Source organism: Streptomyces galbus (assembly GCF_005280195.1).
Lineage (GTDB): Bacteria > Actinomycetota > Actinomycetes > Streptomycetales > Streptomycetaceae > Streptomyces > Streptomyces galbus.
Map to the genome: position 1 here is coordinate 70,070 of NZ_SZPR01000020.1, position 20,158 is coordinate 90,227.

Consider the following 20,158-nt stretch of genomic DNA (forward strand, 5'->3'; position numbering starts at 1 on the left):
GTGCGGCCGGTCCTCGGTCTGCTGCGACGCGCCGGTAGGCTCGTCGTGTGAACGCAGGAGAAAAGCAGCGCGCGCCTTGGATCGTGGGGGTGTCCGGGGCTTCCGGGACGCCCTACGCGGCCGCCGTGCTGCGGGCGCTGATCGCCGCCGGGGAGAGCGTCGACCTGGTGGTCAGCCGGGCGTCGCGGCTGACGCTGCTGGACGAGACCGGCATCTCCTTCCGTGACGCCCACTGGCGGGACGACCTGCGCGCATGGCTGGCCCGCGGGGCCGACGGCAAGCCCGACACCTTCGCCCCCGACCTCGGCGACGTGCGGTACTGGAGCCCCGGGGACCTGGCCGCCGGGCCGTCGTCGGGGTCGTACCCGGTCAAGGGCATGCTGATCGTGCCGGCCTCGACGGAGTGTGTCGCGGGCGTGGCGCTGGGGCTGTCGAAGGACCTGCTGCAGCGGGCGGCGAGCGTCACACTGAAGGAGCGCCGCAGGCTGGTGGTGGCCGTGCGGGAGACCCCGCTGAACGGCCAGACGCTGCGCCACCTCGTCGCGCTGGACGACGCCGGGGCGAGCGTCGTGCCCGCCTCACCCGGCTTCTACGCGGGCGCCACGCACATCCAGGACCTGGTGGACTTCGTCGCCGGGCGGGTGCTGGACGCGGCGGGCGTCGAGCACGGCCTGTACCGGCGCTGGAAGGGCGGCCTGGGCGGCGGTGCGGCCCCCGCACCGACCCGGTAGCCGGGCACCCGCGGCACCCCGTACTTCGCAGGACCGCAGTACCTCGCAACACCCCGCAGCACCTCGCAGTACCTCAACCGAAAAGCGACTTTCACCGGAAGGCTTCGATCGCATGGACGCGGTGGACAGGCAGCTCATCCAGGCCCTGAGGGAGAACGGCCGGGCCTCCTACGCGGAGCTGGGGCGCCTCGTCGGCCTGTCGGGACCCAGCGTCACCGACCGCATCAACCGGCTGGAGGCGGCCGGCGTCATCACCGGCTACCGGGCCACCGTGAACGCGGCCCAGCTCGGCCTCGGCGTGACCGCCCTGATCGGCATCTCGCTGTCCGACGCGGCCGACCACGAGGACGTGGCGCGCCGGATGAAGGACTTCACCGAGATCGAGGACTGCTGGTTCATCGCCGGCGACGACTCGTTCATGCTCAAGGTGCGGGCCACCGACGTGGACGGCCTGGAGCGCATCATCCGCCGGCTCAGCGGCACCAAGGGCGTCTCCCGCACCCGTACCACGATCGTGCTGTCCACGAAGTGGGAGAACCGGGTCGGGGAACTGCCCGAAGAGGTCTAGGGATACCGTTGGCGGGGCTGTCGGAGAAAGGTGTGGGCATGGACGTCGGGCTCAAGCGCGAGCTGGAGGAGAAGGTCAGGGCCGGTGAGCGGCTGACCCGCGAGGACGGCATCGCCCTGTACGCGTCGGACGACCTGGCCTGGCTCGGCGGCCTGGCCCACGAGGTGCGCACCCGCAAGAACGGCGACGTGGTGCACTTCAACGTCAACCGGCACCTCAACATGACCAACGTGTGCACGGCGTCCTGCGCCTACTGCTCGTTCCAGCGCAAGCCGGGCGAGAAGGACGCGTACACGATGCGCATCGAGGAGGCCGTGAAGCTCGCCAAGGCGATGGAGGGCGAGAACCTCACCGAGCTGCACATCGTCAACGGCCTGCACCCGAACCTGCCGTGGCGCTACTACCCGCGCTCGCTGCGGGAGCTGAAGGCGGCCCTGCCGGCCGTCTCGCTGAAGGCGTTCACCGCCACGGAGATCCACCACTTCGAGACGATCTCCGGGCTGAGCGCGAGCGAGATCCTCGACGAACTGATCGACGCCGGCCTGGAGTCGCTGACCGGCGGCGGCGCCGAGATCTTCGACTGGGAGGTCCGGCAGCACATCGTGGACCACCGCACCCACTGGGAGGACTGGTCGCGCATCCACCGCCTGGCGCACGAGAAGGGTCTGAAGACCCCGTGCACCATGCTGTACGGCCACATCGAGGAGCCCCGCCACCGCGTGGACCACGTCCTGCGGCTGCGTGAACTGCAGGACGAGACCGGCGGGTTCCAGGTCTTCATCCCGCTGCGCTACCAGCACGACTTCGTCGACATGAAGGACGGCAAGGTCCGCAACCGCCTCCAGGCGCGCACGCAGATGGCCACGGGCGCGGAGGCGCTGAAGACCTTCGCGGTCTCGCGGCTGCTGTTCGACAACGTCCCGCACGTGAAGGTCTTCTGGGTGATGCACGGCGTCCAGACCGCGCAGCTCGCCCTGCAGCACGGCGCGGACGACATGGACGGCTCGGTCGTCGAGTACAAGATCACGCATGACGCGGACAACTACGGCACGCCGAACAAGCTGACCCGCGAGGACCTGCTGGAGCTGATCCGGGACGCGGGCTTCCGCCCGGTGGAGCGCAACACGCGGTACGAGATCATCCGCGAGTACGAGGGCCCGGACCCGGCGCGCCGGGAGTCGCCGCAGCCGATGCGGGTCTGACGCGGGCCGCCGACGCGGGTGTCCCCTGCACCGGGACGCCACGCAGACCGTGTTCGGCGCCGGCGACGCGCACGCGCGCGTGATGCTCGTCGGGGAGCAGCCCGGGGTCCAGGAGGACCGGCAGGGCAGGCCCTTCGTCGGACCTGCCGGGAAGCTGCTCGACCTGCTCGACCGGGCCTTCGCCGAGGCGGGCATCGACCCCGGCGAGGCGTACGTCACCAACGCCGTCAAGCACTTCGAGTTCACGCAGGCCGAGCCGCGCAGACGCCGCATCCACAAGGCGCCGACCCTGCGGGAGACGACGGCGTGCGGGCCGTGGCTCGCCGCCGAGCTGGCCCTCGTCGAGATGGAGCTGGTCGTGGTCCTCGGCGCGACCGCCGGGAAGGCGCTGCTGGGCTCGTCGTTCCGCGTCACGCAGGTGCGCGGGACCGTGCTGGAGGAGGAGATCCACGGACGCCGGGAGCGGCTGGTGCCCACCGTCCACCCGTCGTCCGTGCTGCGCGCGGACGACCGGCAGGCGGCCTACGACGGGTTCCTGTCCGATCCGAACGCCGCGGCACGCCTGCTCGCGTAAGGGCTACGATGCAAGCGTGTCCCTTACTTTCACGCTCGACCCCGCCGTCACCCCCGCCCTGCGCGACGGCGTCCTCGGCCTGTGGACGGACGTGTCCAACGCCGGGGGCTCCGTCGGGTTCGTGCCGCCGGTGACGCCGGACGTCGTCCGGCCCGAGCTGGTCAAGCACCTGGTCGCGATGGCGGAGGGCCGCACCCGGCTGCTCGTCGGGCACGACGAGGACGGACGGGTCGCCGCGACGGCCTTCCTCGCCCTCAACACGCACCGGCTGATGACCCACTGGCTGTGGCTCTACACGGTCATGGTCCACCCGCGCCACCAGGGCAAGGGCTACGGCCGCGACCTGCTCGCCGCCGCCGCGGACGCGGCCCGCGGCATCGAGGGCATCGAGGCGATCCGGCTCACCTGCCGGGGCGGGCTCGGCCTGGAGCGGTTCTACGGCTCCTGCGGCTACAAGGAGGTCGGCCGGGTGCCGGACGCCATCCGGGTCGCCCCGGGCGACGACCGCGACGACGTGATCATGCTGCTGCCGCTGCGCTGACCGCAGGCCCCAGGACCCCCTGCCGGGATCCGTCCCACGGCGTGCTTCACTGGAAGCTGCCAGGGTGCCCCTTTTTGGAATCGGAAGACTGGATTGAGATGCTCCGCTACACACTGATGCGCCTCGGGATCTTCGTGGGCTGCCTCGTGGTCGTCTGGGGTCTCGTCTACTCCGGGATCGTCCCGCGCGGCCTCGGCGACTCCAACGGCATGTGGGTCGTCCTGCTCTCGCTGGTGATCTCGGCCCCCCTCAGCTTCGTCCTGCTGCGCAAGGAGCGCGACCGGGCCTCGGAGACGGTCGTGCGCCGGGTGGACCGGATGAAGGCCAACCTCGACGCCAGCCGCTCCCAGGAGGACGCGGCCGTCGACGAGGCCGCCGCCTCCCAGCGCACCGCCTCCTGAGGGCTCCCCTCCGCTTCCGGAGGGGTCGGTCCGCGGCACCGCGCAACTACTCTTGGCCCATGGGTGCCGTGAAGACCAAGCGGATGCCGCGCGCGGTCCGTGAGCAGCAGATGCTGGACGCCGCCGTGCGGACCTTCGGCCAGCGCGGCTACATGGCCGCGTCCATGGACGAGATCGCCGAACTCGCGGGCGTGTCCAAGCCGTTGGTGTACCTGTACCTGAACTCCAAGGAAGACCTCTTCACCGCGTGCATCCGCCGCGAGGCCACCGCCCTCGTCGCGGCGGTCCGCGCCGGTGTCCGCACCGACCTGCCCGCCGACCGCCAACTCTGGGCCGGGCTGCGGGCGTTCTTCGCGCACACCGCACAGCACCCGGACGCCTGGTCCGTGCTGCACCTCCAGGCCCGCACCCACGGCGAGGTGTTCGCGGCCGAGGTCACGGCGATGCGCGACGAGATCGTCACCTTCGTCACCCAGCTCATCGCGGCCGCCGCCCGCGAGGCGCACCGCAACCCCGACCTGCCCGAGCGGGAGGTCGCCGGACTGGCCGAGGCCCTGGTGGGCGCCGCCGAGTCCCTGGCCGCCTGGGCCAACGCCACCGAGGGCGTCACGGCCCGCCAGGCGGCCACCACCCTGATGAACTTCGCCTGGTCGGGCCTCGGCGACCTGATGGCGGGCCGCCCGTGGTCCCCGCCGGAGGAGGAACCGCTCACCCGGCCGGGCGGCTAGCTGCCGCTCGCGTCAGGCACGGCCCCCAGGAGCGGGCCCCAGGAGCGGGCCCGAGGAGCGGGGCCACGAGCGGGACCCACGAGCTCCGGCGCGGGCCTCCGGCGCCGGCCTCAGGCGCGGGCCCGCGGTGCGGGGAGCCGCTCCACCCGACCGCTCACGTGCAGCCGTCCGCCGTCGCCGGGTCCGCGCAGCGTGAACCGGCCGCCGTCCGCCGCGAACACCACCGTGCCCGGCAGCAGGACCGGCGCCCGGAAGTCGGCGTGCACCCGGACCGCCTCCGGGGTGCCGTGCGCGGCCAGACAGCGCGCCACGGTCCACATGCCGTGCGCGATGGCCCGGGGGAAGCCGAACAGGCGGGCGGTGAGCGGGTGCAGGTGGATGGGGTTGCGGTCGCCGGAGGCGGCCCCGTACCGGCGTCCGACGTCCCCCGAGAGCCGCCACTCGTCGACGACCGGCAGCGCGCCCTCCTCGGCGTCGCCCCCGCCCGGGGAGGGCGACCGCTCCGCGGGCGGGCCCGTCCGGTGCCGGGCCAGGTAGGTGCTGCGCGACTCCCACACCGCCTGCCCGCCGGAGCGCAGGACGGTGGCCACGGTGGCCTGCGTGCCGCGCCGGTGCGGGGCCAGTCCCTCGACGTGCACGGCGAGGTCGTACGGCTCGGTGGCCGGGAGCGCGGTGTGCCGGGTGACGTCGATCGAGGTGTGCACCAGGCCGAGCAGCGGCAGCGGGAAGTCCCGCCGGCTCATCAGCCGCATCGCCGACGGGAAACCGAGCACGTGCGGGTAGGTCACCGGCAGCCCGTCGTCCCCGGGGGCGAAGCCGCACACCCGCTCGTAGGCGGCCAGCCGCGTCCGGTCGATGCGCAGGCCGGGCAGCACGACCGGCTCCCGCGGGTGTCCGGCGTCGGCGCGGGGGCGCTTGAAGGGGGAGAGCAGCGCCCCGCGCGCGAGCAGCAGGCCCAGCGGGGGACCGGCCGTGCCGGGGGCCGGGCGGGTGGGCGGCGTCGAGGGGTCCGTGGTGGTCATCACGCCCCCAGCAGGCTCTGGCCGCAGACCCGCACGACCTGTCCGTTGACCGCGCCGGACGCGGGGTGCGCCAGCCAGGCGGTGGTCTCGGCGACGTCCACCGGCAGTCCGCCCTGGGCCAGGGAGTTCATCCGGCGGCCCGCCTCGCGGATGAGCAGCGGGATCGCGGCCGTCATCCGCGTCTCGATGAAGCCCGGCGCGACCGCGTTCACCGTCACGCCGTGCTCGACCAGCGCGCGGGGGGCCAGGGAGCGCACGAGACCGACGATCCCGGCCTTGCTCGCCCCGTAGTTGGTCTGTCCGGCGTTGCCCGCGAGCCCCGCGATGGAGGCGGTGGCGACGATCCGGCCCCCCGGGCGCAGCGTGCCCTCGGCGAGCAGGGCGTCCGTGGTGCGCAGCACGCTCGCGAGGTTGACGTCGAGCACCGAACTCCAGCGCTCGGCGGGCATGTTGACCAGCCGCCGGTCGCGCGTGACACCGGCGTTGTGGACCAGGACGTCGAGTCCGCCGGGGAGTTCGGCGGCGATCCGCTCGCCCGCGTCGGCGGCCGTGATGTCCAGGGTGAGGGCGGCGCCGCCGAGGCGGTCGGCCAGGCGCCGGGCGTCCTGTGCGGCCTGCGGCACGTCGAGGACGACGACCCGGGCGCCGTCGCGGGCCAGCGTCTCGGCGACGGCCGCGCCGATGCCCCGGGCGGCCCCGGTGACCAGGGCGGTGCGGCCGTCGAGCGGGCGGGCGGGGTCGGCCGGCGTGGCGGGGCCGGCCGCCGCGCGGACGTCGATCACCTGGCCGCTGACGTAGGCCGACCTGGGGGAGAGCAGGAAGTGGAGGGTGGACCAGGCGGCGTCCGCGTCGGTGAGCCGGACCAGGTTCACGGTCCTGCCCCCGCCGATCTCCTTGCCGAGCGACCGGGTGAAGCCCTCCAGGGCCTGCTGGGCGGCCGACTGGTGGTGGTCGGCCGGGTCGAGCGGTGCCCCGAGGACGACGACCCGCCCGCTCGGGGCGACGGACCGGACGACCGGGTGGAGGGCCGCGTGCACCCCGGCGAGCGTGTCGACGTCCCGGACCCCGGTGGCGTCGAGGACGACGGCGGCCGGGCGGGCGGCATCGTCGGTGGCCGGGCGGGTGCCACCGGCGCCCGGATCGCCGGCCGCGCCCTCCGGCCGCCGCGTCGCGACGGTCAGCCCCGTCCGTGCGAGCACGGGCGCGAGGTCGAGGGCGGAGGGGCCGGCGGTGAGGTGCAGCAGGGGGCCGTCGAGGGCGGGGCGGTCGGGGGACCAGCGGTGCAGGGCGGCCGGCTGGGGCAGCCCCAGCCGGCGGGTGAGGAAACGGCCGGGCGCCGTGCTGGTGAGGCTCAGATAGCGGTCGGCCATGTCCGTAACTCCCCGGTGTTCCTGGCGCGTTGTCATTTCCCCGTGTCTTACCCCAGTCCTTACTCTGGAGTAAGGTTACCGGAGGTAATGCTACGTGACCATGAGGAGCAGGTCGAGATGAGCCCCGTGCAACCGCCCCGGGCCCGGCGTGTGGCGATCATCGGCGGGAGTCGTGTCCCGTTCGCCCGCTCCGACGGCCCCTACGCCACCGCGTCCAACCAGGACCTGCTCACCGCGGCGGTGGACGGGCTCGCCGACCGCTTCGGGCTGCGCGGGCCGGGCGCCGTGGACGAGGTGGTGGCCGGCGCCGTCCTCAAGCACAGCCGGGACTTCAACCTGGCCCGCGAGACCGTCCTCGGCTCGGCCCTGGACCCGCGCACCCCGGCGTACGACGTCCAGCAGGCGTGCGGCACCGGTCTGCAGGCCGTCGTCGCCGCCGCCAACAAGATCGCCCTCGGGCAGACCGAGGCGGCGGTCGCGGGCGGCGCGGACACGGCGAGCGACGCACCCCTCGGCGTCAACGACCGGCTCCGGCGCATCCTGCTGGAGGCCCGCCGTGCCCGTTCCACCGGCGACCGGCTCAAGGCGCTCGCCCGGATCCGCCCCGCCCACCTCGTCCCCGACATCCCCCGCAACGCCGAGCCGCGTACCGGCCTGTCGATGGGCGAGCACGCGGCGGTGACCGCCCGCGCCTGGGGCATCGGCCGCGCGGCCCAGGACGAACTGGCGGCCACCAGCCACCGCCGGCTGGCCGCCGCCTACGAGCGGGGCTTCTTCGACGACCTGGTCGTCCCCTTCCGCGGCCTGGAGCGCGACCAGAACCTGCGCCCGGACTCGACGGTGGAGAAACTCGCCCGCCTGAAGCCGGTGTTCGGCCTCGACGGCCCCGACCCGACGATGACCGCGGGCAACTCGACCCCGCTGACGGACGGCGCCGCGGTCGTGCTGCTGGCCTCGGAGGAGTGGGCCGAGGCGCGCGGCCTGCGCCCCCTCGCGTACCTGACCGCGTACGCCACGGCGGCCGTCGACTTCGTGCACGGCGACGTGGCCGGCGGCGAGGACGGCCTGCTGATGGCGCCCGCGTACGCGGTGCCGCGCATGCTGGAGCGCGCCGGGTACGGCATCGAGGACTTCGACCTGGTCGAGATCCACGAGGCGTTCGCCTCCCAGGTGCTGGCCACCCTCGCGGCCTGGGAGAAGCGCGGCCTGGCCCCGGTCGACCGGGACCGGCTCAACGTCGCCGGCTCCTCGCTGGCCACCGGGCACCCCTTCGCGGCGACCGGCGCCCGCATCGTCGCCACGCTGGCCAAGCTGCTCGCCGAACGGGGCGGCCCGGGGCGGGGGTTGATCTCCGTGTGCGCGGCCGGCGGACAGGGCGTGACGGCGGTGCTGGAGCGGGACTGAGCCCGGTGCACGGGCGCCCCGGGGCGGCATACCTGAGGGTCACTCACATGATCCGCAAGAATGCACAGCCCCGGCCCCGGAGCAACCCGGAAACCTCACAGCACGCTCACGTCAGGCCCGTACGATCCACTGGCTGACCGGCGGTAACACCTTTGCGGGACGTACCGCGGTGAACGCCTCGCCGCACGAGGCACGTAGTTCAGGCAGCAAGCAGTTCTCGTCGCTGCACGCCCAGGGAGCCGCCCGTGTCCATCGCACACCCCACCTCCGCCGACTACGACACGGCTTCCCCCACCCTCGTCCAGCCCGAGACGCTGCGCCTGGACGGGGTCGTGCGGGAGGCGTCCGTACCGGCCTTCGCGCAGCCGGTGCGGCACGGCTCGCTCGCCGACCTGCCCTTCGACAACGCCTCCGCCGCGCCGGACGCGGTCGCCCTCAGCCGCAGGTGGCCGGACGGGAGCTGGAGCGACGTCACGGCCGAGCACTTCGCGGCGCAGGTGCTCGCCCTGGCCAAGGGGCTGATCGCCGAGGGGCTGGTGCCCGGCGACCGCATCGCCATCATGGCGCGCACCACGTACGAGTGGACCCTGCTGGACTTCGCCGCCTGGGCGGCCGGGCTGGTCACCGTGCCCGTCTACCCGACCTCGTCCGTGTTCCAGACCCGCTGGATCCTCCAGGACTCCGGCGCGGTCGCCCTGGTCACCGAGACCGTCGCCCAGGCCGCCGCGCTGGGCCCGGAGCGCGACCGCATCCCCGACCTGCGGCACGTGTGGGTCATGGACAAGGGGCACCTCGACCGGCTGGGCGAGGTCGGCGCGGCGCACGTGACGGACGGCGAGGTGTCCGTGCGCCGGGGCGTGCTGGGCCCCGACACCCTCGCCACCCTCATCTACACCTCCGGCACGACGGGCCGGCCCAAGGGCTGCGCGCTCACCCACGGCAACTTCTTCGCCGAGGTCGACAACGCCATCGAACTCCTCCACCCGGTCTTCCGGGCGGGCGGCGACGACCTGTCCGTGCTGCTCTTCCTGCCCCTGTCCCACGTGTTCGGCCGCATGGTGGCCATCGCCTGCCTGCGCGCCCGGGTGCGGCTGGGCCACGCGCCCAGCCTGAAGTCCGCCGACCTGCTGCCCGACCTGGCCGCCTTCCGCCCCACCTGCCTGCTGGCCATCCCGTACATGCTGGAGAAGATCTTCAACACCGCGCGCGCCCGGGCCGAGGCGGGCGGCCGGCTGTCCGCCTTCGACCGCGCGGCCGCCGTCGCGCGCCGCTACGGGGAGGCGGTCGAGGCCCACAAGACCGGCACCGGACCGGGGCCCGGCGCCACCCTGCGGGCCGCCCGCACGTTCTACGACCCGCTGGTCTACCGGCGGATCCGCAACGCCATGGGCGGCCGCGTCCGGCACGCCATCTGCGGCGGCTCCCCGCTCGGCCGCCGCCTGGCCGCCTTCTACCTGGGCGCGGGCATCGAGATCTACGAGGGGTACGGCCTGACCGAGACGACCGGCGCGTCCACGGTCACCCCGCCCCTCAAGCCCCGCCTCGGCACCGTCGGCTGGCCGCTGCCCGGCACCCGGGTGCGCATCGCCGCCGACGGCGAGATCCTGCTCGCCGGCGACCACGTGCTGCGCGGCTACTGGGACCCGGCGGCCGGCGGGGTGGTCCCGGCGGCCCGCGACGGCTGGCTGGCGACCGGTGACCTCGGGGAACTGGACGACGAGGGCTACCTGACGATCACCGGCCGCAAGAAGGAGATGATCATCACCGCGGGCGGCAAGAGCGTGGCGCCCGCCCCGCTGGAGAACTGGCTGCGCTCCCACCCGCTGATCTCGCAGGTGATGCTCGTCGGCGACGGCCGCCCCTACGTCTGCGCCCTGATCACCCTCGACCCCGACGGCATCACCCACTGGCGGCGGATGAACGGCAAGCATCCGGTCCCCGCCGAACTGCTCCTGGACGACGACGACCTGAAGGAGGTCCTGCAAAGGGCCCTGGACGAGGCGAACAAGCTCGTCTCCCGCCCCGAGTCGATCCGCCGCTTCGCCGTGCTCCCGGCGGACTTCACGGAGGAGTCCGGCCACCTCACCCCGTCGATGAAACTCCGCCGCGACCAGATCCTCCGGGACTTCGCGGACGTGGTGGAGGGGCTGTATCCGCCGCAGTGAAGGGGCGGCGCGTGTCGGTCCGGTCCCCAGGCAGCGCGCCTCCGGGACCGGCCGCCCCGTCAGGCCACCCAGTCCCCGCTGTCCCGGTGCCGGTGCAACCCGACGGCGGAGAACTCGTCCTCGCCGGCCCGCGCTGCGACCCCCAGCCGGCGCAGCGCCCGGGAGATCGGACTGCCGGCCGACGGGAACGGCTCACCCTCCTCGACCCGGAGCGGACCCAGGACGAGGGCGCCGCTCTCCCAGACGGCCGCCCGCTGCTCGCCCACACCGCCGAAGTACTCGGCTTCCACGTAGGCCACCGGCCCACCGGCCGACCAGTCGGCGAGCACCCGGTCGAACCCTTCGGGCACCTCCCGGAAGCCCAGGGCACCCCTGCCGAGGCTGCCCGCGACGGCGTGGAACAGGGTCTCCGTCATCGGCAGCAGCGACAGGCCCTGCCCGAGCGCCGCCGCACGGGCGGCAGGCACCATGCGGGTGGCCGCGCGCAGGACCTCCTCGCCCGCGATCACCGCGCTCAGCTCGTAAGCCGTTCCAGGGCCTCCTCGAACAGGGCGTCGGCGGAACATCGCCCGGACGGACGGGGCCGAACGGTGGAGCCGCCCGGACGACGGGAGGGGCCGAGGCAGGCCCGCTCCGCGGGAGGCCCGTGCAAAGGCAGGAGCCCCGTCGCCTGGTGGCGCGGGGCTCCTTGGGTACTGCACTCGGAGTCTGTGCTCAGGGCCTGATCAGACCCGGATCAGACGGGGGTGACGTTCTCCGCCTGCGGGCCCTTCGGGCCCTGCGTGACGTCGAAGGACACCTGCTGGTTCTCCTCGAGCGACCGGAAGCCGGTCGAGTTGATCGCGGAGTAGTGGACGAAGACGTCCGGGCCGCCGCCTTCCTGGGCGATGAAGCCAAAGCCCTTTTCGGCGTTGAACCACTTAACGGTTCCGGTAGCCATAAGCCCTCCTTGGGCCCAAAGGGTTGCCCTGCTCCAGAACCAGCAAGTGTGAAGACGATGTTCTGCACAACTGCGTATGTCTGAAAACGACGAGAGCCCGCGGTCACATGCTCCGCAGGCTCTGTACTGCAAGGGAAACCAAACTGCAACTTGCGGCGAGCCTAGCACGCAGGCAGCCGAAAGCAACAGGGGTCAAGATCACATCACTCGGATGTTTGAACCGTGGCCGAGTGGTTGACGGCGCCCGACGGCGGGGGGCGAAGCTCGCAGCCTACCGGATGGGGTCTAGCCTCGCGATGTGGACAATTCTCGCACCCGGCCGCGCGTCGGCCACATCCAGTTCCTGAACTGCCTGCCCCTCTACTGGGGGCTCGCGAGAACGGGCACGCTCCTCGACTTCGAGCTGACGAAGGACACCCCGGAGAAGCTCAGCGAGCAGCTGGTGCAGGGAGACCTCGACATCGGGCCGATCACCCTGGTCGAGTTCCTCAAGCACGCCGACGAGCTGGTCGCCTTCCCCGACATCGCCGTCGGCTGCGACGGCCCGGTGATGAGCTGCGTGATCGTCTCGCAGGTCCCCCTGGAGCGACTGGACGGCGCCCGCGTCGCCCTCGGCTCCACCTCCCGCACCTCCGTGCGCCTGGCGCAGCTCCTGCTGGCCGACCGCTACGGCGTCACGCCGGAGTACTACACCTGCCCGCCCGACCTCAGCCTGATGATGCAGGAGGCCGAGGCCGCCGTCCTCATCGGCGACGCCGCGCTGCGGGCCAACCTGCTCGACGGCCCCCGCTACGGCCTGACCGTCCACGACCTGGGCGCGCTGTGGAAGGAGTGGACCGGGCTGCCGTTCGTCTTCGCGGTGTGGGCGGCACGCCGCGACTACCTGGAGCGCGAGCCGCTCATCACGCGCAAGGTCCACGAGGCCTTCCTCGCCTCCCGCAACCTCTCCCTGGAGGAGGTCGGCAAGGTCGCCGAACAGGCGGCCCGCTGGGAGGCGTTCGACGAGAAGGTCCTCGAGCGGTACTTCACCACCCTCGACTTCCGGTTCGGCGCGCCCCAGCTGGAGGCCGTGACCGAGTTCGCCCGCCGGGTCGGCCCCACGACGGGTTTCCCGGCGGACGTGAGGGTGGAACTGCTGCGGCCGTAACCTGCCTCTGAGTTCTCACAGGGCGCCGCGCGCGGTCGCACGGGGCGCCGTACGGGGGAGGGGTGGACGGCATGCAGCCGCTCGGAGCGGACGAGCCCGTGGTCGTCGGGCCCTACCGGCTGCTCGGCCGGCTCGGGGCCGGCGGCATGGGCCGGGTCTACCTGGGGCGCAGCGCGGGCGGGCGCACGGTCGCCGTGAAGATCGTGCACCCGCACTTCGCGCTCGACGAGGAGTTCCGCGCCCGCTTCCGCCGCGAGGTGGACGCGGCACGCCGGGTGGGCGGCGCCTGGACCGCGCCGGTGCTGGACGCCGACCCGGACGCCGCGGTGCCCTGGGTCGCCACGGCCTACGCGGCCGGGCCGTCCCTGGCCGCCGCGGTCGGCCCGCACGGGCAGCCGCTGCCCGGGCACACCGTACGGGTGCTGGGCGCGGGCCTCGCCGAAGCGCTGACCGCCGTGCACGACCTGGGCCTCGTGCACCGCGACGTCAAGCCGTCCAACGTGCTGCTCACCATGGACGGCCCCCTGCTGATCGACTTCGGCATCGCCCGCGCCACCGACGGCACGGCGTCCCTCACCTCCACGGGCGTCTCCGTCGGCTCGCCCGGCTACATGGCCCCCGAGCAGATCCTCGGCAGGGGCGCCTCCGGCGCGGCCGACGTCTTCTCCCTGGGCGCCGTCCTGGCGTACGCGGCGGCCGGCGCGCCGCCCTTCCGCGGGGACACCTCGGCCGCGCTCCTCTACAAGGTCGTCCACGAGCAGCCGGAGCTGGGGGAGCTGGCCCCGGGCGAGCTGCGGGACGTCGTCGAGGCGTGCCTGGCCAAGGACCCGGCCGCGCGGCCCACCCCCGCCGAGGCGGCCCGGCGGCTCGCCCCGCAGGGCGCGGCCCGGCTGGTGACGGCCGGCTGGCTGCCGGGGCCGCTGGTGGAACAGGTGGGCCGCAGCGCCGTCCAGCTCCTGAACCTGGAGGCGGCGGCCACCGGCCCGGGCGCCGCGCCGACGGCGTCGGGACCCGTCGGCTTCGACGGGGTGGCGGTGGAGTCGGTGGAGTCGGTGGAACCGGTGGAGTCGGTGGCATCGGACCCGGCGACCGCGACGGGCGGCCGGGGGACGGACCCGGCCGCCGACCTGGCCGCGGCCCACGGCACGTTCGGGCCCGCGCCGGTGATGCCCGGGTCCCGGACGTCCGCGGACGCGCCGGCGGGGCCGCCCGGCGGTGGTGCCTCCACCGTCGTACCGGCGCCGCGGGGCGACAGGCCCGGCAAGGTGTCCGTCACCGTCGCCGCCGGGGTGGCGCCCGGGGACGGCGGGCGCGGGCGACGGCTGAGCTGCACGGTCGCGCTCGCCGTGGCCGGGGCGCTGGCCGCCGTGACGCTGGGGTCGGCCGTCGTCTTCGACCTGGTGCCCGGCGACGACCGCGACAGCGGCGCCGCGGGCGCGCAGTCGTCGCCCCCGGCGGCCGACACCGGCACGCCAGGTGCGAGCACGGGCCCGTCCGGTCCCGGCCCGTCGAGCCCGGGCGAGTACAGTCCGGCACCCACGGCTTCCGGCGGTCCCGGCGGAGCGCTGCCCGCCCGGTACGTCGGCACCTGGGAGGGCGAGGGCAGCGGACTCGGGGGGACGCTGCCCATGGGGACGTTCCGGGTGACGCTCCACCGGGCGACCGTGGGCCAGAGGATCGGCGAGCTGCGCCAGACGGACGTGCTGGGCTCGGTCTGCGTCGACCTGCTCACGCTGAAGCAGGTCTCCGCGAGCGAGGTGGTGGCCGCCTCGGCCGGCGCCGCGTCCAACCACAGCGGCTGCAACCCCACCCCGCACACCGTGCGGCTCGTGCCGACCGGCGACGACCTGACGTACCGCTCGGACAGCGCGGCGGAGGGCGAGCCCGTCGCCCGGATGGCCCGGGTCCGGTGACCGGCGTGCCCCTCGACCTGCTCCTGGTGCTGGCCGCCGCGCTGTGGGGAGCGGGGGCCGGGATGCTGCTGCCGCGCCCGGCCCACCGGTTCTCCGTGCCGCTGCCGGAGCCGGAACCGGAGGGGACGCAGGGGGAGACGGAGGAGGGCGCGGGGTACGGCTGGCGGGACGCGTGTCCCGCCGGGCACCCGATCCGGGGCTGGCTCGGACCGGCGCGGTGCGCACCGTGCGGCGCGACGGCGTACGGCCCCCGCCCCCTTCCGTTCGCCGTCGTCACCGCCCTGCTCTGCGCGGTGCTCGCCGCCGCGACCGGGACGCGGCCCGAGCTCGCGGTCTGGCTGCTGCTCGCGCCCGTGGGCGTGCTGCTCGCGGCCGTCGACCTGGCGGTGCAGCGGCTGCCGGACCCGCTCACCCTGCCGTTCCCGGTGGTCGCCCTCGCGCTGCTCGGCGCGGCCGCCGTGCTGCCGGAGCACGCCGGGGACTGGCCGACGGCCCTGCTCGGCGCGGCCGCCCTCGGCGGCGCCTACCTGCTGCTGCACCTCCTCAACCCCTCCGGGATGGCCTTCGGCGACGTGAAGCTGTCGCTCGGGGCGGGGGCGGTGCTCGGCTGGTACGGCTGGGCGACGGTGATGCTCGGCACGCTCGCCGCGTTCGTCCTCGGCGCCCTGTACGGCGGGGCCCTGGTGCTGGCGCGGCGGGCGGACCGCAGGACGGTGATCCCGTTCGGGCCGTTCCTGCTCGCCGGGACGCTCACGGGCCTCCTGATCGGCGCCGGTGCGGCCTGACCTCGGGCGCCCGAGCGGGCTGGCGTAGGCTGGCTCAGTCCGTCCACAACCCTTGTGAACCTTGCGAAAGGGACGCCGGTGACCGAGAAGGCCGACCTCACCCCCATCGATGTCACAGCCGTCCTCGACCGTGCCGCCGCCGGTGGGCGGATCACCCCCGAGGAGGCGCTCGTCCTCTACCGCGACGCGCCCCTGCACGCGCTGGGCGCCGCCGCCGACGCCGTGCGCCGCCGCCTGTACGCGGGGACCGAGCACATCGCGACGTACATCATCGAGCGGAACATCAACTACACGAACGTGTGCGTCACGGCGTGCAAGTTCTGCGCCTTCTACGCCGCCCCCAAGGACACGGCCAAGGGCTGGACGCGCGACCTCGACGACATCCTGCGGCGCTGCGCCGAGACCGTCGAACTCGGCGGCACGCAGATCATGTTCCAGGGCGGCCACCACCCGGACTACGGCGTCGAGTACTACGAGTCGCACTTCCGGGCCATCAAGGAGGCCTTCCCGCAGCTCGTGATCCACTCGCTGGGCGCCTCCGAGGTCGAGCACATGGCCCGGATCAGCGGGGTGTCGGTCGAGGAGGCCATCACCCGCATCCACGAGGCCGGACTGGACTCCTTCGCCGGCGCGGGCGCCGAACTGCTGCCCGAGCGGCCGCGCAAGGCCATCGCCCCGCTGAAGGAGAGCGGCGAGCGCTGGCTGGAGATCATGGAGACCGCGCACCGGCTGGGCGTGGAGTCCACCTCGACCATGCTGATGGGCACCGGCGAGACCAACGCCGAGCGCATCGAGCACCTGCGGATGATCCGCGACGTGCAGGACCGCACCGGGGGCTTCCGGGCCTTCATCCCGTACACCTACCAGCCCGAGAACAACCACCTCAAGGGCCGCACCCAGGCGACGATCTTCGAGTACCTGCGGATGATCGCCATCGCCCGCCTGTTCCTCGACAACGTCCGTCACATCCAGGGCTCCTGGCTGACGACCGGCAAGGAGATCGGCCAGCTGTCCCTGCACTACGGCGCGGACGACCTCGGCTCGATCATGCTGGAGGAGAACGTCGTCTCCTCGGCCGGCGCCAGGCACCGCTCCAACCGCCTGGAGATCATCGACCTGATCCGCAAGGCGGGACGCGTGCCGGCCCAGCGCTCGACGACGTACGAGCACCTCGTCGTGCACGACGACCCGGCGAACGACCCCGTCGACGACCGCGTGGTCTCCCACATCTCCTCCACCGCCATCGAGGGCGGCACGGCCCACCCGGAGCTGAAGCTCCTCGCGTCCAACTGAGCGGTCCGTGCTGACGATCCACACCGACGCGCGCGGGCACGCGCTCGCCGTGCGGGGCGAGTGGATCGCGGACGCCGGGCCCCTGGCGGACGTGGTCGCGGCGCACCCGCACGCACGCGTGCGGGAGTGGCCCGGCATCCTCACGCCCGGGCTGGTCAACCTCCACGGCACGGAGCTGCTGGAGCAGGCGTACCACCCGGACCCGCGTGAGGCCGATGCCCTGGGCACCGAGCCGCTGACCGGCGACGCGCTCGCGAACCTCGCCCCTGACGACGCCCGTTGGGGCGCCAGCGCCCGGCGCGGGGTGCAGCGGATGCTGGCGCACGGCACGGTCGCGGCGGCCTGCGAGGACCTGCGCAACCGCGCGGTGCGGGACGCCGTACGGCGCACCGGGATCGGCGTGGTGGGACGCACCGGGCGCCCCGGCGGGACGCCGTCGCTCGACCCGTACGCCTCGGGCCTGCCCGTCGAGTTCCCGCCGCCCCGGGTGCGGGGGAGCGCCGCCCGCTTCGCCGTGTTCGACGTGCGCGACGAGGACGAGCTGGCGGAACGCGGGGCGGGCACGTGCGTGGCGACCGTGGTCGACGGCCGGCTGGTGTACCGCGGGCGCTGAGCGCGCGCAGGGACAATCCGGCGCGCGCCCCGGACGCGGCGGTCGTGACGCCGGCCCGAGGACCGCCACGTGGAGCAGGCGGCGGCCCTCGGGAGCGTCACGGCCCGTGAAGGCCCGTGCCGTGCCGGATCAGCACTCGGGAACGCCGTCGATCCAGTTGGTCACGTTGTCGATGTAGTAGCTCGACATGTAGCCGCGCTCGCCGTGGGTCGGCATGACCCACAGCCAGTACGGGTTGCCGCCCACGCTCTCGATGCCGTACGACTGGCAGTAGACGTATACCGCCTCGGGGGCGCTGACCTGGTTGACGACCCGGAAGCAGTTGACCGTGCCCGGCCGGAGCTGGCACTCCTCGCCACCGGTGCGGAGGTTGACGTTCGTCCCCCACACGGCGTACCAGCCCTTCCCGTGGCCGTCGGCGTGGGCGGTGCCCGCCGTGCCGGCGAGCGTGCCGGTGACGGCGAGAGCGGTCGCACCGACGACGGTGGCGGCACGAGAGCGCAGCCCGGAGCCGATGCGTGTGGTGAGACGCTTCTTCGTGGAAGTGGAGTTCATCGGGGAGACCTCTGTCCTGTGTGGGGCGCGACTGTCCGGGCCGCGCGCGGGAGAAGGTGAAGGGAGTGGGCGGAGGGGACGCCGGGTCAGAACCAGCCGGTGCATGCGATCGTGCCGCCCTTGCCGTTGGTGCCGCAGGCACGCATCACCAGTCCGTCGTCGTTCCACTGGGTGGTGTAGGCGTCGCCGCCGGAGGTGACGGCCGTGTAGCCGAGCATCGGCTCCCAGGTGTCACCGCCGTCGCTGCTGCGGTCGACCCAGATCTCGTCGCCGATCGTGCCGCCGACGATGCGGCCCCAGGCGCACGCGGTCGTGCTGTTGTAACGAAGTTCGACGGTACGGCCCCACACGGTCGCCGACTTGGCCGTCCAGCCGCCCTGGGAGTTCGGCTCGGTGCCGTCGCCGCAGGAGGTGTTGGACTCGGCGCCGTTCAGGCTGCCTCCTACACTGGAGTACTCGCCGCACGACGGCACACCGGGCATGATCGCCGGGCCCTGCAAGAACAGGTTGCTGACCCAGCTGCGGTAGTCCGGCAGATACGTCCAGACGTTGTTGACCATGCCGTCGACGGTGACCCGTTCGCCGACCCGCTGGCACAGCGCCCGTACGGCGACCGAAATGCCGTTCCTGATCTGCCATCTGACCTCGCTGCCGGTGTGCGAGTCACCGCGCAGGTTGGGCTGGCCCCAGGTCTTCACGTGCTTGCCGAGCCCGTCGTACTCCCACACCGGGAACACGCCGTTGGTGTGCGGCCGGAACGCGCCCTGATAGCGGTCCCACTTGGCGTCCGTGACCCGTATGACGTCACCCGAGTTGGGCGCCTCGACGACCTTGCCGCCGCCGAGGTAGAGCGCGACGTGCGTGATGTTTGTACCGAAGTAGAGGATGTCGCCGGGCAGTAGCGGGGCCTCGCCCTGCTCCTTGGTGAACCGCGTGTGCGGGTAGCCCGGGTTCTGCCAGGTCGACTGCGTGGTGCGCTCGCTGATGATGTCCTGACGGGTCGCCTTGTACCAGGCCCAGCGGACCAGTCCGATGCAGTCGAAACTCCAGATGCCGGGGTCTCCGTAGGACCGCGGGTCGGTCGCGTCGATCATGCCCTGGCTCGGGCCGGGCAGGCCCTCCGCGTGGCCGCCGCCCCAGGCGTAGCTCAGGCCGACGTAGCGGCAGGCGACCCGCACCGCGTCCTCGGCGGCGATACTCGCGCCCGCCTTCAGCGGGGCGCAGGTCTCGGCGGTGGCGGAGGCACTGGCCGCGGTAGCGGCGGTTGCGGCGGGTTGGCCTTCGCCCGCCGCAGAACGGCCCTCACCGACCGCCGCCGGCGCTACTGCCACGGCGCTCGCCGGTGCCGTCGCTGCGGCTTCCGTCGTCGTGATCGGCAGGCCCAGACAGGCTGCCGTTATGACTGCGGCGAGCAGGAGTCGCAGAGGCCGCGTGCGGTCGAACGGCCTTCGTCTGCCGCCGCCTTGCGTACTCGGTCTCATCTCGTCCCTCGTCTCCTCATCGGGTGTCGGCGCCGCGTCCCGGCTCAGCCGGACCGGCTGAGCCGCAGGCGCCGGGCCTGCGCGAGGCGCGAAGGGCTGGCCGGGTCGGCGACCCTGCCCGGGCTCTGGGCACGGGATGTCGTGCGCCGGCTGGTGTCCAGGCGGGCCGCGGTGCGGTTCAGTGCCCTGTCGCCGGGGCGGGTGGCGATGTGGAAGTGGGAGGCCTTCACCGGGGTGAGGTCGCCGCCCCAGACGACCACGCCGTCGCAGTCGGCGAGGATGTCCCGCACGATCGCCTCCTGATGCGGCCAGAGTCCCTCGCTGCCGGCGAGCGGGTAGGCGGTGGGGTGCAGGGCGACGGCGGTGCCGGAGAGGTGGTTGGACTCGAAGTCAGCGCCGACGGCACGCCCGGTCGTGTGGCCGGTGGCACCGCCGCCCTCACCGGTGTCCAGCGGGGCGATCTCGTAGTGCCATCGGCGGACCACATGCAGGAGTACGGTGGCGGCGGGACCACACCGCAGGGCGAGCGAGGTCGCCGAGCCCTCGACCGGGTGGACGGCGACGGCGGTGGGGTCGATCCGCCAGCCGTTGGCGGACACGTCACCGGTCCACTGTCCCTTCGCGGCGGGTGTGCCGGCGGACGCGGGAGTGGTCAACGGGCCCGCCGCCACGGCGAGCACACCGGTTCCTGCGGCGGCGCGCAGCAGACTGCGTCTGGAGATCAT

Annotated in this window: 20 protein-coding genes and 1 pseudogene; 14 read left to right on the plus strand and 7 right to left on the minus strand. The window is 73.6% G+C overall.

From position 1 onward, the window contains the following. Positions 1-47 precede the first annotated feature (47 nt). From E4U92_RS25950 to E4U92_RS25980, 7 genes and pseudogenes are all read left to right on the plus strand, one after another. A complete protein-coding gene (locus tag E4U92_RS25950; RefSeq protein WP_137302892.1) occupies positions 48-731 on the plus strand; it encodes a UbiX family flavin prenyltransferase in 684 nt (227 codons plus the stop codon). Between the two features lie 112 nt (positions 732-843). Next, positions 844-1,299 carry an Lrp/AsnC family transcriptional regulator gene (locus tag E4U92_RS25955; RefSeq protein WP_137302893.1) on the plus strand — a complete coding sequence of 152 codons (456 nt, stop codon included), beginning with the start codon at positions 844-846 and terminating at the stop codon, positions 1,297-1,299. 38 nt (positions 1,300-1,337) lie between these two features. Continuing rightward, entirely contained in the window at positions 1,338-2,501 is a 1,164-nt protein-coding gene (mqnE, locus tag E4U92_RS25960) for an aminofutalosine synthase MqnE (protein WP_137302894.1), read from the plus strand. Then, a pseudogene (locus tag E4U92_RS25965) lies at positions 2,470-3,075 on the plus strand (UdgX family uracil-DNA binding protein); the annotation flags it as partial. The gene mqnE and the pseudogene E4U92_RS25965, both read left to right, overlap by 32 nt. A 16-nt stretch (positions 3,076-3,091) precedes the next feature. After that, positions 3,092-3,616, plus strand: a complete 525-nt coding sequence (locus tag E4U92_RS25970) for a GNAT family N-acetyltransferase (RefSeq protein WP_137302895.1) — start codon at positions 3,092-3,094, stop codon at positions 3,614-3,616. A gap of 98 nt (positions 3,617-3,714) precedes the next feature. Next, positions 3,715-4,017, plus strand: coding sequence for a DUF4229 domain-containing protein (locus E4U92_RS25975; protein ID WP_137302896.1), 303 nt, complete (start codon positions 3,715-3,717; stop codon positions 4,015-4,017). 59 nt (positions 4,018-4,076) lie between these two features. Continuing rightward, entirely contained in the window at positions 4,077-4,745 is a 669-nt protein-coding gene (locus E4U92_RS25980; protein ID WP_137302897.1) for a TetR/AcrR family transcriptional regulator, read from the plus strand. 110 nt (positions 4,746-4,855) lie between these two features. Here the strand turns inward: E4U92_RS25980 and E4U92_RS25985 are convergent, their stop codons facing one another. Continuing rightward, a complete protein-coding gene (locus E4U92_RS25985) occupies positions 4,856-5,767 on the minus strand; it encodes a MaoC family dehydratase (protein WP_137302898.1) in 912 nt (303 codons plus the stop codon). Further along, positions 5,767-7,137 (minus strand): 3-oxoacyl-ACP reductase, encoded by a 1,371-nt coding sequence (locus tag E4U92_RS25990; protein ID WP_137302899.1) that lies wholly within the window; start codon positions 7,135-7,137, stop codon positions 5,767-5,769. Before E4U92_RS25990 ends, E4U92_RS25985 begins: the two co-directional genes overlap by 1 nt. Positions 7,138-7,254: 117 nt before the next feature. Between E4U92_RS25990 and E4U92_RS25995 the strand changes: the two genes are divergently transcribed. After that, entirely contained in the window at positions 7,255-8,541 is a 1,287-nt protein-coding gene (locus E4U92_RS25995) for an acetyl-CoA C-acetyltransferase (RefSeq protein WP_137302900.1), read from the plus strand. A gap of 245 nt (positions 8,542-8,786) precedes the next feature. After that, positions 8,787-10,706 carry an AMP-dependent synthetase/ligase gene (locus tag E4U92_RS26000; protein ID WP_137302901.1) on the plus strand — a complete coding sequence of 640 codons (1,920 nt, stop codon included), beginning with the start codon at positions 8,787-8,789 and terminating at the stop codon, positions 10,704-10,706. A gap of 59 nt (positions 10,707-10,765) precedes the next feature. Here the strand turns inward: E4U92_RS26000 and E4U92_RS26005 are convergent, their stop codons facing one another. Both E4U92_RS26005 and E4U92_RS26010 read right to left on the minus strand, forming a co-directional pair. Beyond that, positions 10,766-11,215 carry a hypothetical protein gene (locus tag E4U92_RS26005; RefSeq protein WP_206666482.1) on the minus strand — a complete coding sequence of 150 codons (450 nt, stop codon included), beginning with the start codon at positions 11,213-11,215 and terminating at the stop codon, positions 10,766-10,768. A 227-nt stretch (positions 11,216-11,442) separates the two neighbouring features. Further along, positions 11,443-11,646, minus strand: a complete 204-nt coding sequence (locus E4U92_RS26010) for a cold-shock protein (protein WP_067240544.1) — start codon at positions 11,644-11,646, stop codon at positions 11,443-11,445. A gap of 298 nt (positions 11,647-11,944) precedes the next feature. Here E4U92_RS26010 and E4U92_RS26015 point away from each other — a divergent pair, with 298 nt between their 5' ends. The 5 genes from E4U92_RS26015 (at position 11,945) to E4U92_RS26035 (ending at position 17,397) form a co-directional block, all read left to right on the plus strand. Next, positions 11,945-12,793 (plus strand): menaquinone biosynthetic enzyme MqnA/MqnD family protein, encoded by an 849-nt coding sequence (locus tag E4U92_RS26015; protein WP_137302903.1) that lies wholly within the window; start codon positions 11,945-11,947, stop codon positions 12,791-12,793. A 71-nt stretch (positions 12,794-12,864) separates the two neighbouring features. Continuing rightward, positions 12,865-14,706 carry a serine/threonine-protein kinase gene (locus E4U92_RS26020; protein ID WP_137302904.1) on the plus strand — a complete coding sequence of 614 codons (1,842 nt, stop codon included), beginning with the start codon at positions 12,865-12,867 and terminating at the stop codon, positions 14,704-14,706. A 62-nt stretch (positions 14,707-14,768) separates the two neighbouring features. Next, positions 14,769-15,491, plus strand: a complete 723-nt coding sequence (locus tag E4U92_RS26025) for a prepilin peptidase (RefSeq protein ID WP_137302954.1) — start codon at positions 14,769-14,771, stop codon at positions 15,489-15,491. A 78-nt stretch (positions 15,492-15,569) separates the two neighbouring features. Beyond that, positions 15,570-16,784, plus strand: coding sequence for a cyclic dehypoxanthinyl futalosine synthase (gene mqnC, locus E4U92_RS26030; protein ID WP_137302905.1), 1,215 nt, complete (start codon positions 15,570-15,572; stop codon positions 16,782-16,784). Between the two features lie 7 nt (positions 16,785-16,791). Continuing rightward, positions 16,792-17,397, plus strand: coding sequence for an amidohydrolase family protein (locus tag E4U92_RS26035; protein ID WP_137302906.1), 606 nt, complete (start codon positions 16,792-16,794; stop codon positions 17,395-17,397). Positions 17,398-17,526: 129 nt separating this feature from the next. Here E4U92_RS26035 and E4U92_RS26040 read toward each other — a convergent pair whose 3' ends face one another. From E4U92_RS26040 to E4U92_RS26050, 3 genes are all read right to left on the minus strand, one after another. Beyond that, a complete protein-coding gene (locus E4U92_RS26040; protein WP_229863286.1) occupies positions 17,527-17,952 on the minus strand; it encodes a hypothetical protein in 426 nt (141 codons plus the stop codon). An 86-nt stretch (positions 17,953-18,038) separates the two neighbouring features. Continuing rightward, positions 18,039-19,283, minus strand: a complete 1,245-nt coding sequence (locus E4U92_RS26045; protein WP_168725197.1) for an NlpC/P60 family protein — start codon at positions 19,281-19,283, stop codon at positions 18,039-18,041. Positions 19,284-19,477: 194 nt separating this feature from the next. After that, positions 19,478-20,158 (minus strand): hypothetical protein, encoded by a 681-nt coding sequence (locus E4U92_RS26050; RefSeq protein ID WP_137302908.1) that lies wholly within the window; start codon positions 20,156-20,158, stop codon positions 19,478-19,480.